This window comes from Xylophilus rhododendri (assembly GCF_009906855.1).
GTDB classification, from domain to species: domain Bacteria; phylum Pseudomonadota; class Gammaproteobacteria; order Burkholderiales; family Burkholderiaceae_C; genus Xylophilus; species Xylophilus rhododendri.
Genome location: NZ_CP047650.1, coordinates 920247 through 933398, shown reverse-complemented (window position 1 = coordinate 933398; position 13152 = coordinate 920247). Strand labels below are relative to the sequence as shown.

The window sequence follows — 13152 nt, the reverse complement described above, 5'->3', positions numbered from 1 at the left end:
GAGACCGGATGAAATAGGGCGTCGCATAATGTCGAATTCCCGGCGGCATGGATTGCCACCGAGTTTTCGCTACGCGAACAGGATGTGAGCCTTCGCTGCCTGGGCCGTTGGGGCTAGGCGGTGCGGAAAAACAACCGGCCGGGGGCGGAGTCCAAGGCCCGGCTCCAGACGATCACACCAGGCCGAACGCGCCCAGGATCGCCCCGGCGCCCAGCAGCCAGAGCAGGTGTATGCGGGTGCGCCACACCAGCACCGCGCTGACCAGCGCCAGCACCCAGGCACTCACCGGGTGCTGCTCGGCAGCGCCGTTGCGCACCAGCACCCAGCCGGTGGACAGCAGCAGGCCGATCACCATCGGCGTCATGCCCTGCTTGAAGGCCCGCACCGAGCGCCGATGGCGGTTGCGCTGGCCCCAGCGCGCGGCGTTGTAGGTGACCAGGCTGCTCGGCAGGAGGATGCCGCCCATCATCACCAGCAGGCCGAACATGCCCAGCGCCCAGGCATGCGGCCCGGCGCCCAGGCCGCCGCCGGCGTTCAGGCCCAGGTTCCAGCCCATCAGCGCGACGAAAAGAATATTGGGCCCGGGGGCGGCCTGCGCGATGGCGATGGATGCGTTGAACTGCATGTCGCTCAGCCAGCCGTGCTGGTCGACCAGGTAGCGGTGCATGTCCGGCACGGTGCCGATGGCGCCGCTCACCGACAGCAGCGACAGCAGCAGGTATTGGCCGAAGAGGGCCAGCCAGTCGCCCGGCGCCATATGGATGTTCATGGCTTGAGTTTTCTCCAGGTCAGCACGCAGGAAATGCCGCCCACCACCAGCAGCACCGACATCAGCGGCATGCGCACCAAGGCGACCGCGACGAAGGAGACCACCGCCACGCCGATGCAGAAGGGCATGCCCAGCACATGCTTGCGCAGGGCCGGCAGCAGCTTGCAGGCGGTGGCCATGATGAGTCCGGCGGCCACCGCGGACATGGCGCGCAGCGCGCCCGCGACCTGCGGCTGGTTCTGGAAGTGGCTGTAGACCAGGCCCAGGCAGAGCACCAGCACCAGCGGCACCGTCATCAGGCCCAGCAGGGTGACGGCGGCGCCGCGCCAGCCGAAGAAGCGGTCGCCCAGCATCAGGCCGAGGTTGATCACATTGGGGCCGGGCATGACCTGGGCGACGGCCCATTCCTCGACGAATTCGTCGAGTGTCATCCAGCGCTTGCGCTCCACCAGCTCGCGCTGGACCACCGCCAGCACGCCGCCGAAGCCCTGCAGGGCCAGCCAGTTGAAGGCGAGGAAGAGTTCGGTGAGGGAGGCGGGGCCGGGCCTGGGCGCCGGTTCCACCGCGGTGGGTTCTGGGAGGCGGGCGTCGGCGATGGCGGCATCCTGCGATTATCGCCAGCGGACCGCTATTCGTTGCAGTCTGTTTCTACCGATATCGGCCGGCCGCACAAGATGCCTCGGGTCGTCCGACCCCGATACGTCCGCATCCATCAGGAGATTCCATGCAAAAAATCCGCCGCGCCGCACTCGGCCTGTTCGCCGTCGCCAGCATCGCGCTGGCCGCCGGCTGCGCCACCGTCACCGACAACGTCGCCACCATGCAGGCTCGGCTGTCGCCCCAGGCCGAAGTGCCGCCGACCGTCTCCATGGGCCAGGGCCTGGCCCAGGTCTGGCTCAACAAGCAGACCGGCGGCCTGCGCTGGAAGGTGGAGTATTCCGGCCTGAGCGGCCCGGCCACCGCGGCGCATTTCCACGGCCCGGCGGCGCCCGGCGCCAATGCCGGCGTGGTCGTGCCGGTGAAGCTGACGCCGATTCCCTCGCCCAGCTTCGAGGGCGAGGCCATCGTTTCGCCGGCCCAGGTGCAGCAGATCGTCGACGGCCAGTGGTACTTCAACATCCACTCCGCCAAGTATCCCGGCGGCGAAATCCGCGGCCAGGTGCTGCTGGTGCGCTGAAGCGGGCGCCCGCCAACGGCGGGTGTTTCTTCGACAGGCCGTGGTCATCCGACCACGGCTTTGTCATTTCTGGCGGTAGGTGATAGCAACTGCCAACTAAAATCGAGGGTTCCCCCAGAAAGCCACGATGAACGCCCCCGTCGACGTTTCCTTTTTCGCGCGCGCCGCCAAACCGATCACCAGCTACCGCAAGTACTGGGCGCATCGTTTCGGCACGGCGAAATTCCTGCCGACTTCGCGGGAGGAAATGGCGGCGCTGGGCTGGGACAGCTGCGACATCATCGTGGTCAGCGGCGATGCCTATGTGGATCATCCGAGCTTCGGCATGTCGGTCATCGGCCGGGTGCTGGAGGCGCAGGGTTTCCGGGTCGGCATCATCGCCCAGCCCGACTGGCAGAGCGCCGAGCCCTTCCGCGCGCTGGGCAAGCCCAACCTGTTCTTCGGCGTGACCTCGGGGAACATGGATTCGATGATCAACCGGTACACCGCCGACCGGAAGATCCGCAGCGACGACGCCTACACCCCCGGCGACCGCGCCGGCTCGCGGCCGGACCGCGCGGCCATCGTCTATTCGCAGCGCTGCCGCGAGGCCTATAACGACGTGCCCATCGTGCTCGGCGGCATCGAGGGCAGCCTGCGCCGCATCGCCCACTACGACTACTGGTCCGACAAGGTGCGGCGCAGCGTGGTGGTGGATGCCAAGAGCGACCTGCTGCTGTACGGCAATGCCGAACGCGCGGTGGTGGAGATCGCCCACCGGCTGGCCGCGCGCGAGCCGATCGAGAACATCACCGATGTGCGCGGTACCGCCTTCGTGCGGCGGCAGATGCCGGGCGAGGCCTGGTTCGAGATCGACTCCACCGAGGTCGACATGCCCGGCCGCGTGGAAGCGCATGTCAATCCCTATCTGATGGTGTCGGAGCAGGCCAAGGCCCAGGGCGCCACCTGCGCCCGCGAGGACGAGGCCCAGGCCGCCGCGGCCGCCGCCGAGGCCGGCCAGCCGCCGCCGCTGCCCGACCTCTCCAAGCTTTCGCTGATGGCCGCCGCGCCGCAGCTGCCGGGCGGCGCGCAGCCGATGCGTTTCGTGGCCAACCCTGCCGTGCGCCTGAAGCCGCCGCCGCGCGACCGCAGCGTGATCCGCCTGCCGAGCTACGAGCAGGTGCGCTCCGATCCCATCCTCTACGCCCATGCCAACCGGGTGCTGCACCTGGAGACCAATCCCGGCAATGCCCGCTCGCTGGTGCAGGCGCACGGCGAGGGCACGACCGCCCGCGACGTGTGGATCAACCCGCCGCCCATCCCGCTGACCACGGCCGAGATGGACTACGTCTTCGACCTGCCCTACGCCCGCAGCCCGCATCCGCGCTACGCCGACGAGAACGGCAGCCACGACGGCGCCACCAAGATCCCGGCCTGGGAGATGATCCGCTTCAGCGTGAACATCATGCGCGGCTGTTTCGGCGGCTGCACCTTCTGCTCGATCACCGAGCACGAGGGCCGCATCATCCAGAGCCGCTCGGAAGAATCCATCATCCGCGAGGTGGAGGACATCCGCGACAAGGTCGCCGGCTTCACCGGCGTCATCTCCGACCTGGGCGGTCCCACCGCCAATATGTACCGCCTGGGCTGCAAGACGCCCGAGATCGAAGCGGCCTGCCGCAAGCCCAGCTGCGTCTATCCGGGCATCTGCAGCAACCTGCACACCGACCACGGCCCGCTGATCAAGATCTACCGCCGTGCGCGGGCCCTGCGCGGCATCAAGAAGATCCTGATCGGCTCCGGCCTGCGCTACGACCTGGCGGTGCAGAGCCCGGAGTACGTCAAGGAATTGGTGCAGCACCATGTGGGCGGCTACCTCAAGATCGCGCCCGAGCACACCGAGAGCGGTCCGCTGTCGAAGATGATGAAGCCGGGCATCGGCAGCTACGACCGCTTCAAGCAGATGTTCGAGAAGTTCTCGGAAGAGGTCGGCAAGAAGCAGTTCCTGGTGCCCTACTTCATCGCCGCCCATCCGGGCACCACCGACGAAGACATGATGAACCTGGCGCTCTGGCTGAAGCGCAACAGCTTCCGGGCCGACCAGGTGCAGACCTTCTATCCCAGCCCCATGGCCACCGCCACGGCCATGTACCACAGCGGCCGCAACCCGCTGCGCAAGATCGGCCGCGACAGCGAGACGGTGGACATCGTGCGCGGCGAACGCCGCCGCCGGCTGCACAAGGCCTTCCTGCGCTACCACGATCCCAAGAACTGGCCGCTGCTGCGCGAAGCGCTCAAGGACATGGGCCGCGCCGACCTGATCGGCAACGGCAAGCACCACCTGATCCCCACCTACCAGCCGCTGGACGACGGCGGCTACCAGAGCGCGCGGCGCAAGAACTCCACGCCTGCGCCGCAGGTAGCCAAGAGCCGCAAGGCCACGGCCGTGGAGCCGCCGCGCGCCGGCCGCATCCTGACGCAGCACACCGGCCTGCCGCCGCGCGACAACGGCTCGCGGCCAAGGGTCAAGCCTTCGGGTCGGCGCTAGCCGCAGGGGCTGGAACGGCATTCGCAACCGCATACATCTGTGGAGGCGAAGCCGGCGCAGAATCGGGTTTTCCGTTAATTCCACAAGGAGCCCGAATCATGAACAGCCGTCTTGGCAATCCTGAGTTTCCGGCCGCCGATCCCGCCCTTGCGGACGAGGACGACCTGGATTCCGACGACCTGCCCGAGCAGGTCGAAGCACCCTCGCCGGGCGAAGGCCTGGTGGAGCCGGCCGGCGTGCCTTTCGATGAGGAAGTCGAGCGGGTGGTGCAGCCCGAGCCGGTCGGCGATTGAGCGCGCTGCGCTCGCAAAAAAGCCCCGCAGCCATCACGGCGCGGGGCTTTTTTGCGGGCGTTTCCAGCCCGGTGCGGTGCAGGCCGGATCAGTCGCGGCTGGCGCCCAGGCGGCCCCAGAGGAAACCGACGGCCAGGGCCAGCACCACCGATGCGACCGGGTTGTCGCGGATGACGTTGCGTGGTGCTTCCACCGCCTGGTCGATGTAGTCGTGGGCGCAATCGAAGGCGCTTTGGGCGCGCTGGGCGGCCTTGTCGACGGTGTCGTGCGCGCTGGCCGCGGCCTTGCCGACGACGCCTTCGGGATCGACGCTGGGTTTGCCGAACAGGCTGCTGTCTTCGACGGATTCGATGCTCATGGCTGGGCCCCTTTTTTTAACGGAAGTGGTTGGTCGAAAAGATCGAAAGTTCAGTATGGAACCCGCTCCCCGCGCCTTGCGTAGGACGGGCCCGCGTTGGCGCGCCATGCAAAAAACCCGCCACGAGGGCGGGTTTGGGCAGGGCTGTCGAACCCGGCGCATGGCCGGGTCCCAGGCCGCGTTCAGGAGCCGTTGGTGACCTTGGGAACGCCCTGGCTGTCCAGGTTGCTGGGGTTCTTGGCCGGCGGCAGGTGCGAGCCGATCTTGTTGCCGGTCTTGCGCACGCCGCCAGCAACTTTCTCGCCTGCATGGGCGGTGGCGTGACCAGCCTTCTTGGCGGTACGCACGGTGGCGTCCTCGGCGCGCTGCACCGGGCCGTTGCCCTTGGCGGGCTCGGTCTGCGCATGGGCGGAGAAGGACAGGGCGGCGACGCCCAGGGCGACGACGGTGGAAAGAGTGCGAAGGGAGTTTGTTTTCATGCTGATCTCCGTGAGAAGGAGCCGCCAGTATGGACACCGCTTTGTCCCCGTGGTGTGTCTGGCGCCCACAAATGGATGCCTTCCTACGTGGGCCCGGGCTGGCGCATGACAGCCGTGTCGGCAGCCAGCGACAAGCGCCTGCGGAACTAGTCGAACGAAGACTCCTTGCGGTGCTGTACCGCATCGATGCCGATGCCCGCATGAGGATGCGCCAGGCAGTCGAGGAAACACTCGCGTTCGGCGCCCAGCTGCTGGCTCAAGGTGGAGGAGGGCGCTCGCGCCAGCAGCTCCCGTGTCGCGGCCAGCGCGGCGGGTGCGCGGCGATTGAGGGCCTCCGCGAGCCGCAGCGCCGTATCGAGCGCCTCGCCCGTGGCGGTGAGCCGGTTGACCAGGCCGGTCTCATACAGGCGCTCGGCCGTCAGCCGCTCGCCCAGCAGCGCGATCTCCAGTGCCAGCGCCCGCGGCAGCGAACGCGCCAGATGCCAGGTCGCGCCGCCGTCGGGGGTCAGGCCCAGGCGGGCTTGCGACAGCACGAAGACCGCGTCGCGCGCCGCCACCACCATGTCGCAGGCCAGGGCCAGCGAGAAGCCGGAGCCGGCCGCCTTGCCTTCCACCGCGGCGATCACCGGCTTGGGAAAGGTGCTGACCGCATCGATCAGCAGATGCAGTCCATCGACCGCCTCGGCCTGCTGCGCACGCGAGCCGCCACGGCCTTGCGCGAGCTGCTGCAGCCGGGCGCCGGCGCAGAAACTTTCGCCCGCGCCCACGATCACCGCCGAGCGCACATCGGGGTTGTCGCCGGCGGCATTGAGGGCCTCGACGGCCGCGGCATACATGCCGGGTTCCAGCGCATTGCCGTATTCGGGATTGTGCAAGCTGACCACCATGGTCTGGCCATGGCTGTGACTTCTTACTTCTGCGGGCATCGGCTGCATCCTTGAAACGCCGCGGGCGGAGAGCAGTGAGGAGGGGCGAATGTAACTGCGGCTTTATTCCCACGACGGGGCATTATCGGATCTGTTATTTTTTTTTACGTGTGACAAAATCCGCTTCGTTTCTAACTTGAGCCCTGATCATTCCCCAGCCATGCATTGCCACCTGCCGCGACTGAAATCCGGGTTCCTTGTCTTGACGGTGCGCACGCTTTGAGCATGCCCAACCGTTTCCAGGTGGTACTGGGCGCGGCCTTGTGTGCCGTGGCGTGGAAGGCCGAGGCGCTGTCGATGGGGCCGTCCCGCGGCGAGGCCATCGTGGGCCAGGCGCTGGACCTGAGCTTCGACATCGCGCTGGATGCGGGCAGCGATGCCAGTTCCTCCTGCGTCAGCGCCGAGCTGTTCTATGGCGACAGCCGGGTCGATCCGACGCGGGTGCGGGTGACCACCCGTGCGGGCGCGCAGCCCTTGCAGGCGGTGGTGCAGGTGAGTTCGGTGCTGGCCGTCAACGAGCCGGTGGTGGCGGTGCTGCTGCGGGCAGGCTGCGCCACCGCGGTGTCGCGCCGCTACACGCTCCTGGCGGGCTCGCCGATCGAATCGAACACGGTGGCCACGCTGCCGGTCAATCCCGCGGCGGTGCCGCAGTACCGTCCGCTGCCGGCGGTGCGCGAATCGGCCGCACCGACGCGGCGCCCGCCGGTCGCAGCGGCAGCGCCATCGCACAGCCGGGCAGCGGCCAGGCCCGCGGTACCGAAGGCGCCCAAGGTGGCGCCGGAGCCGGTCCGCACCGCTGACAGCGGCGCCGCCGCCAGCCGCCCGCGGCTGGAGCTGCAGTCGCCGATGGACTGGCTGCAGGAGCAGATCGTCTCGCTGCGGTCTTCCGACAGCATGGCCACGCCGTCCCTCACCACGACTCCCGAGCAGCGCACCCTGGCCGCCGCCGTGTGGCGTGCGCTCAATACCGCCGACGGCACGCTGGCGCCCGATGGCGATAACCAGCAGCGCATCCTGACGCTGGAAAACCAGATCAAGACGCTGCAGACCGGCTCGCGCTTGGCACGCGGACGCGAGGCCGATCTGCAGGCACAGCTCGCCGAGGCACAGTCGCAGCGCGACTCGGCCTGGATCTGGATGTGGGCGCTGAGCGGCGTGGTCATCCTGGTGCTGCTGGCCGCCGGCTTCCTGTTCTGGCGCAGCCGGGGCACCGGCCGTCCGGTGTGGTGGAAGTCGCGCCATCAGGCCGAATTCGGCGCCGACGCCGCCACCGCTTTCGGCGAAGGCTTTGTCGACACGCAGCCGGCTCCGGTCGATTTCCTCTATCCCCACGAAGCCGGCGAAGCCGACACCCTGGTTCCCGGCGCGGATGCGGAACAGGCGCCATTGATGGAGCCCATGCATGCGACAGCCGCTGGCGCGCCGCATGCCGAGGCACCGGTCGCACCGAACTCCGCCGAGGCCGCGATGCGCGCCGCGCGCGAACTGCGCAACGGCTCGGCCAACGAGCTGGCCGATGTGCAGCAGAACGCCGACTTCTTCGCCTCGCTCGGCCAGTACGACCAGGCCATCGAACTGCTGCAGGGCTATATCGACAGCCATCCGGGCACCAGCCCGGGCGCCTATCTCGACCTGCTGCAGCTCTTCCACACCCTCAGCCTGACCGATCCATATCGCAAGCTGAGCGCGGATTTCAACGCGGTCTTCAACGCCGAGCTGCCCACTTTCGCCACCTTCCTCAAACGCAGCCGCGACCTGTTCTCCTACGAGGACGTGCTGGGGCAGATCGCGCAGAACTGGTCGCGGGCCGAAGTGCTGGACCTGATCGAATCCTTCCTGGTGCGCCAGCCCGACCTGCAGGCGCATCCGCCCTTCCAGCTCGAGGCCTACCGCGACCTGCTGATGCTGTACGAAGTGGCCAAACTCGAACATGGCACGACGGCGGTGCGCCTGACCACGCCTCCGGGCCTGGCGGGCTTCACCAGCACGCCGGCGCTTGCCGCCGCCGTGGCGGCGACCCCGGCCGTCGAGGCGCCCGCACCGGCACCGGTGGCCAGCTCCGGCGCCACCATCGACTTCGCGCTGGAACCCGGCGACCCGCTGGACATGCCCGCGCCCTTCCACATGCAGACCACGGATTCGGGCCTGCCGGACCTGGGCCTGCCGATGGACTTCGCCTCGGGTGCCGCGCCGGCCCGTGCGCCCCATCCTTCGCTGGATGACATCGCCTTGCCCGAAGGCGGCCCGGTGGGCGCCCGCACGCCGGCGGCACCGGCGGACGATCCGCACCTGATCGACTTCGACATGTTCGACGTGGCCGTGCCCCCGTCGGACAAGACACCGCCGCGCTGAGCCCCGGGCCGCGTGATGCGGCCGGCACTTGCAGCGCTCTGCCCTTAGCGCCGGACCTGCAGCGCGCCGGGGTTCAGGATGTTGGTCGGCGAACCCTTGATGTAGTTCACCACGTTGTCGAAGGCAGCACCGAAGTAGAGCTCGTAGCTGTCCTGCTCCACATAACCGATGTGCGGCGTGCAGATGCAGTTCTCCAGCCGCAGCAAGGCATGGCCCTGCAGCGGTGGCTCGGTCTCGAAAACATCCACCGCTCCCATGCCGGGCCGGCCGCGGTTGAGGCCGGCGATCAGCGCATCTGGCTCGACCAGTTCGGCCCGCGAGGCGTTGACGAAGAGGGCGGTCGGCTTCATGCGCGACAGGTCATCCAGCGTCACGATGCCGCGTGTCTCCTCGTTCAGGCGCAGGTGCACGGTGACGATGTCGCACTGCTCGAAGAACTCCTGCCGGCTCGATGCCACCTGGAAGCCATCCTCCAGCGCCTTGGCCCGGGAGGCCTCCCGGCCCCATATGCGGACATTCATGCCGAAGGCCCGGCCATAGGCCGCCACCAGCTGCCCGATGCGGCCATAACCCCAGATGCCCAGCGTCTTGCCGCGCAGCACCACGCCCACGCCGAAGTTGGCCGGCATCGAGGCCGAGCGCAGCCCCGACTGCTGCCAGGCGCCGTGCTTCAGGTTGGCGATGTACTGCGGCAGCCGCCGCATGGCCGCCATGATCAGGGCCCAGGTCAGCTCGGCCGGCGCCACCGGCGAACCCACGCCCTCCGCGATCGCCACACCCCTTTCGGTGCAGGCCGCGATGTCGATATGGGGGCCGGCCTTGCCGGTCTGGGAAATCAGCTTGAGCCGGGGCAGCTTCTCGATCAGTTGCCGGCTGATGTGGGTGCGCTCGCGGATCAGCACGATGACATCGGCGTCCTTCAGTCGTACCGACAACTGACCGATGCCCTTGACCGTGTTGGTGAAGACCTTGGCGGAGTAGGGGTCCAAACGAGAGGCGCATGGCAGCTTGCGCACGGCATCCTGATAGTCGTCGAGGATCACGATGTTCATCTTTGCGATTGTGCCTTGCCGATGTGCGAGATCGGGCCGGGCACGCCAGCAAAAACGTGAGCGCAGGTTAGGAGGCCCCGCCATGGGGCCGTTGGCGGCGCTTTGCTTGAGCTTTAGTTGATCTTCTGCCGCCGCTCCACCGAACGGGCGGACTCCCATGCGGCCAGGCGATCGAGTTCGGCGCAGACATCGGCCAGCCGGCCCGAGATCACCATGCGGCCCGCGTCCTGGCGCGAGGCGCCGTCGGCCACCCGCAGCACCCGCAGCGGCGGCCGTGGCCGGCTGGGCGTGACCACGATGGGCACCGCATGCGGCTTGGCCTGCATGGCCGGATGTGCCTGCGCCTGCGCCTTGCGCGGCAACACCCTGCGCTGCACCCAGCCGGCCAGTGGCGCCAGCCAGGAACCGCCGTTGCCGTTGACGTTGACGTTGGAAGAAGCGGCCGGGCCGCGCGAGAAAGCGGTGGTGGATGCCATGTGAAAACTCCTTGGTGACAGGACGTCGTATCCATCGATCGGTCCAGGCAGGATTCACGTTGAGAAACCGCAGCGCGAGGGTTGCCGCCAGGCCTGGTCGAACCCAGGCCCCAGCCGAACGCCCGCCACCTGACGCTGCGGCGAATGGCTACATGAGCATGGTGTTGCGGATCAGCCCGACAGCCAGGCCTTCGATCTCGAAGGGCTCGTCCGGCGCCACCATGATGGTGGGGTAGTCGGGGTTCTCGGCATGCAGCTCGATGCCGTGGGGCGTACGCTGGAAACGCTTGACCGTCACCTCCTCGCCCAGCCGCGCCACCACGATCTGGCCATTGCGTGCCTCGCGGGTGGACTGCACCGCCAGCAGGTCGCCATCCATGATGCCGGCGTCGCGCATCGACATGCCGCGCACCTTCAGCAGGTAATCGGGCCGGTGCTGGAACAGGCTGCCTTCGACGTGGTAGGTCTGGTCCACATGCTCCTGGGCGAGAATCGGCGAACCGGCCGCCACCCGGCCGACCAGCGGCAAGGCCAGCTGCGCCAGGCCGGGAATCGCCAGCATCAGCTGATGGGCGCGACCGGCGCCCGCCTGGTGCATCTGCCCGTGCTTCAGCCGGATGCCGCGCGAAGTACCGCTGACCAGTTCGATCGCGCCCTTGCGTGCCAGCGCCTGCAAATGCTCTTCGGCCGCGTTGGCCGACTTGAAGCCGAGCTCGTTGGCGATCTCGGCACGGGTCGGCGGCGCACCGGTGCGGGCGATGGCGTTCTGGATCAGTTCCAGGATCTGCTGCTGGCGCGCGGTGAGTTTGACGGGCAGGACGGGTGTATCGATCATGGCCTCTCCTGAGGGTGGGCTGTCTGGATATCCAGTGCCTGTATTTTTAAACAGTTTTCGGCTCGCTGGCAAGCGCTACAGCAAGGTTGTCTATGAAAGTGGTGGTATTGGGCACAGGCGGCACGATCGCGGGCATGGCGGATCGCGCCTCCCAGCACGGCTACCGGGCCGGACAGGTGCCGGTCGGCCAGCTCACGCAGGGCCTGGCACTGCCTGCCGGCTGCGAACTGCTGGCCGAGCAGGTCGCGCAGATCGACAGCAAGGACATGGCCGAGGCGGTCTGGCTGGCGCTGGCCCGGCGCCTGCAGCACTGGCTGGCGCAGCCCGAGGTGCACGGGGTGGTGGTGACACATGGCACGGACACCCTGGAAGAAACCGCCTTCTTCCTCCACGCCGTGCTGCAGGCCGGCAAGCCGGTCGTGCTGACCGGCGCCATGAAGCCCGCGAGTGATGCCGAGCCCGATGGCCCGGGCAATCTGCGCGATGCCATCGCTGTGGCCTGCATGCCGGGCGCCCAAGGGGTGCTGGTGGTGTTCGCGGGCCGCGTCCTTGCCGGCAGCGAAGTGCGCAAGGTCCATCCGAAGCGGATCGATGCCTTCGAAGCCGGCGACGCAGGCTGCCTCGCACGGGGCAGGGCGGGCGATTGGGAAATCCTGCGTGGATGGCCGATGGCCGGCGCCGACCATGTCCCGGGGGCGCTGGAAGCGCTGCAGGCGCGCCTGGAGCAGGGCGGACGGCTTCCGTGGGTGGCCTGGCTGAGCAGCCATGCAGGCGCCACCGGGCGCGAGGTGCGGGCGCTGCTGGCCGCCGGTGTCGAAGGCCTGGTCGTGGCCGGCACCGGCAACGCCACGCTGCATCGGGAAATGGAACACGCGCTGGACGAAGCCCGCGCCGCGGGAGTGCAGGTTTCCATCGGCAGCCGCTGCCCGCTGGGCGACGCCGATCCCTTCGATCGGGGAGACCGCAAGCCGGCGCTGACGCCAGCCCAGGCCCGCATCGCCCTTCAGCTGAGCTTGCTCAGTTCGACAGCGCCTGCAGCGCGCGCTGCGTGATCTCGTCGACCGAACCCACGCCGCTGATCTTGCGGTACTTGGGAGCCTTGGCCGGCTCCTGCTCGGCCCAACCGCGGTAGTAATCCACCAGCGGACGCGTCTGCGCGCTGTAGACGTCCAGGCGCTTCTGCACCGTGGCTTCGCGGTCGTCCTCGCGCTGGATCAGGTCCTCGCCGGTCGCGTCATCCTTGCCCTCGATCTTGGGCGGCGCGAACTTCACGTGGTAGGTGCGGCCCGAAGCCGGATGCGAACGCCGACCGCTGATGCGCTCGACGATGTCGCTGAAAGGCACGTCGATCTCCAGCACATAGTCGAGCTTCACGCCCGCCGCCTTCATGGCATCGGCCTGCGGAATCGTGCGGGGAAAACCGTCGAAGAGCACGCCCTTCTCGCAGTCGGGCTGCATCAGCCTTTCCTTGACCAGGTTGATGATCAGGTCGTCGCTGACCAGGCCGCCGGATTCCATCACCGCCTTGGCCTGCAGCCCCAGCGGCGTGCCGGCCTTGACGGCGGCGCGCAGCATGTCGCCGGTGGAGATCTGCGGAATGGCGTATTTCTGGCAGATGAACGCAGCTTGCGTGCCTTTGCCGGCGCCCGGCGCGCCCAGCAGGATCAATCTCATGGGAATCCTCGGAAGATAAAAAATCTGGCACCGCAAGCCGCGCGCGCGAAGGGCGTGGGTGCCAAGGGGCGGGCGGGTGCTCTATTGGAGTCGAGGATAGCATGCACGCCTTGCACGAAACCTTCACCGCCTGTCGGTGCGGCACGGGGTAAGCCCTAGCAAAGACGGCTGCGCGGGCTCATTCCAGCCGATGGTCGCGCCAGAGCATGCATCCACTCCATCTACCGATCCGGC

At 68.1% G+C, this 13152-nt stretch carries 14 protein-coding genes; 5 read left to right on the top strand and 9 right to left on the bottom strand.

Features of this window, described 5'->3' with window-relative positions:
- Nucleotides 1-172: 172 nt before the first annotated feature.
- Nucleotides 173-769 (bottom strand): chromate transporter, encoded by a 597-nt coding sequence (locus tag GT347_RS04340; protein ID WP_229722681.1) that lies wholly within the window; start codon nt 767-769, stop codon nt 173-175.
- Nucleotides 766-1332, bottom strand: coding sequence for a chromate transporter (locus tag GT347_RS04335; protein ID WP_229722679.1), 567 nt, complete (start codon nt 1330-1332; stop codon nt 766-768). The genes GT347_RS04340 and GT347_RS04335 overlap by 4 nt, the downstream gene beginning before the upstream one ends.
- Before the next feature lie 161 nt (nt 1333-1493).
- Here GT347_RS04335 and GT347_RS04330 point away from each other — a divergent pair, with 161 nt between their 5' ends.
- The 3 genes from GT347_RS04330 (at nt 1494) to GT347_RS04320 (ending at nt 4766) form a co-directional block, all read left to right on the top strand.
- Nucleotides 1494-1946, top strand: coding sequence for a CHRD domain-containing protein (locus GT347_RS04330; protein WP_160550793.1), 453 nt, complete (start codon nt 1494-1496; stop codon nt 1944-1946).
- A gap of 127 nt (nt 1947-2073) precedes the next feature.
- The gene (locus GT347_RS04325; protein ID WP_160550792.1) at nt 2074-4473 is read left to right on the top strand and encodes a YgiQ family radical SAM protein; all 2400 of its coding nucleotides are present in this window, start codon (nt 2074-2076) and stop codon (nt 4471-4473) included.
- Nucleotides 4474-4571: 98 nt separating this feature from the next.
- Nucleotides 4572-4766: a hypothetical protein gene (locus GT347_RS04320; RefSeq protein WP_160550791.1), complete on the top strand. Its 195-nt coding sequence runs from the start codon at nt 4572-4574 to the stop codon at nt 4764-4766.
- Nucleotides 4767-4854: 88 nt separating this feature from the next.
- On the opposite strand, the gene GT347_RS04315 is transcribed toward GT347_RS04320, so the two are convergent.
- From GT347_RS04315 to GT347_RS04305, 3 genes are all read right to left on the bottom strand, one after another.
- Nucleotides 4855-5124: a hypothetical protein gene (locus GT347_RS04315; RefSeq protein ID WP_160550790.1), complete on the bottom strand. Its 270-nt coding sequence runs from the start codon at nt 5122-5124 to the stop codon at nt 4855-4857.
- A 182-nt stretch (nt 5125-5306) separates the two neighbouring features.
- On the bottom strand, nt 5307-5603 hold the full coding sequence (locus tag GT347_RS04310; RefSeq protein WP_160550789.1) for a hypothetical protein: 297 nt from the start codon (nt 5601-5603) through the stop codon (nt 5307-5309).
- Between the two features lie 146 nt (nt 5604-5749).
- Nucleotides 5750-6529, bottom strand: coding sequence for an oxepin-CoA hydrolase, alternative type (locus GT347_RS04305; protein WP_160550788.1), 780 nt, complete (start codon nt 6527-6529; stop codon nt 5750-5752).
- Nucleotides 6530-6754: 225 nt separating this feature from the next.
- Between GT347_RS04305 and GT347_RS04300 the strand changes: the two genes are divergently transcribed.
- Nucleotides 6755-8881, top strand: a complete 2127-nt coding sequence (locus tag GT347_RS04300) for a type IV pilus assembly protein FimV (protein WP_160550787.1) — start codon at nt 6755-6757, stop codon at nt 8879-8881.
- Nucleotides 8882-8925: 44 nt separating this feature from the next.
- On the opposite strand, the gene GT347_RS04295 is transcribed toward GT347_RS04300, so the two are convergent.
- The 3 genes from GT347_RS04295 to lexA form a co-directional block, all read right to left on the bottom strand.
- On the bottom strand, nt 8926-9933 hold the full coding sequence (locus GT347_RS04295) for a D-2-hydroxyacid dehydrogenase family protein (RefSeq protein ID WP_160550786.1): 1008 nt from the start codon (nt 9931-9933) through the stop codon (nt 8926-8928).
- A 113-nt stretch (nt 9934-10046) separates the two neighbouring features.
- Entirely contained in the window at nt 10047-10409 is a 363-nt protein-coding gene (locus tag GT347_RS04290; protein ID WP_160550785.1) for a hypothetical protein, read from the bottom strand.
- A gap of 148 nt (nt 10410-10557) precedes the next feature.
- The gene (gene lexA, locus GT347_RS04285) at nt 10558-11244 is read right to left on the bottom strand and encodes a transcriptional repressor LexA (protein ID WP_160550784.1); all 687 of its coding nucleotides are present in this window, start codon (nt 11242-11244) and stop codon (nt 10558-10560) included.
- Nucleotides 11245-11378: 134 nt separating this feature from the next.
- Between lexA and GT347_RS04280 the strand changes: the two genes are divergently transcribed.
- On the top strand, nt 11379-12296 hold the full coding sequence (locus GT347_RS04280) for an asparaginase (protein WP_229722677.1): 918 nt from the start codon (nt 11379-11381) through the stop codon (nt 12294-12296).
- On the opposite strand, the gene adk is transcribed toward GT347_RS04280, so the two are convergent.
- The gene (gene adk / locus GT347_RS04275; protein ID WP_160550782.1) at nt 12262-12918 is read right to left on the bottom strand and encodes an adenylate kinase; all 657 of its coding nucleotides are present in this window, start codon (nt 12916-12918) and stop codon (nt 12262-12264) included. The two genes, GT347_RS04280 and adk, sit on opposite strands and share 35 nt — an antisense overlap.
- Nucleotides 12919-13152 lie beyond the last annotated feature (234 nt).

Bases quoted from the DNA above. Each gene is read 5' to 3' on its own strand.
- GT347_RS04340 (WP_229722681.1), bottom strand. From the start codon at position 769: ATGAACATCCATATGGCGCCGGGCGACTGGCTGGCCCTCTTCGGCCAA.
- GT347_RS04330 (WP_160550793.1), top strand. From the start codon at position 1,494: ATGCAAAAAATCCGCCGCGCCGCACTCGGCCTGTTCGCCGTCGCCAGC.
- GT347_RS04325 (WP_160550792.1), top strand. From the start codon at position 2,074: ATGAACGCCCCCGTCGACGTTTCCTTTTTCGCGCGCGCCGCCAAACCG.
- GT347_RS04320 (WP_160550791.1), top strand. From the start codon at position 4,572: ATGAACAGCCGTCTTGGCAATCCTGAGTTTCCGGCCGCCGATCCCGCC.
- GT347_RS04315 (WP_160550790.1), bottom strand. From the start codon at position 5,124: ATGAGCATCGAATCCGTCGAAGACAGCAGCCTGTTCGGCAAACCCAGC.
- GT347_RS04310 (WP_160550789.1), bottom strand. From the start codon at position 5,603: ATGAAAACAAACTCCCTTCGCACTCTTTCCACCGTCGTCGCCCTGGGC.
- GT347_RS04305 (WP_160550788.1), bottom strand. From the start codon at position 6,529: ATGCCCGCAGAAGTAAGAAGTCACAGCCATGGCCAGACCATGGTGGTC.
- GT347_RS04300 (WP_160550787.1), top strand. From the start codon at position 6,755: ATGCCCAACCGTTTCCAGGTGGTACTGGGCGCGGCCTTGTGTGCCGTG.
- GT347_RS04295 (WP_160550786.1), bottom strand. From the start codon at position 9,933: ATGAACATCGTGATCCTCGACGACTATCAGGATGCCGTGCGCAAGCTG.
- GT347_RS04290 (WP_160550785.1), bottom strand. From the start codon at position 10,409: ATGGCATCCACCACCGCTTTCTCGCGCGGCCCGGCCGCTTCTTCCAAC.
- lexA (WP_160550784.1), bottom strand. From the start codon at position 11,244: ATGATCGATACACCCGTCCTGCCCGTCAAACTCACCGCGCGCCAGCAG.
- GT347_RS04280 (WP_229722677.1), top strand. From the start codon at position 11,379: ATGGCGGATCGCGCCTCCCAGCACGGCTACCGGGCCGGACAGGTGCCG.
- adk (WP_160550782.1), bottom strand. From the start codon at position 12,918: ATGAGATTGATCCTGCTGGGCGCGCCGGGCGCCGGCAAAGGCACGCAA.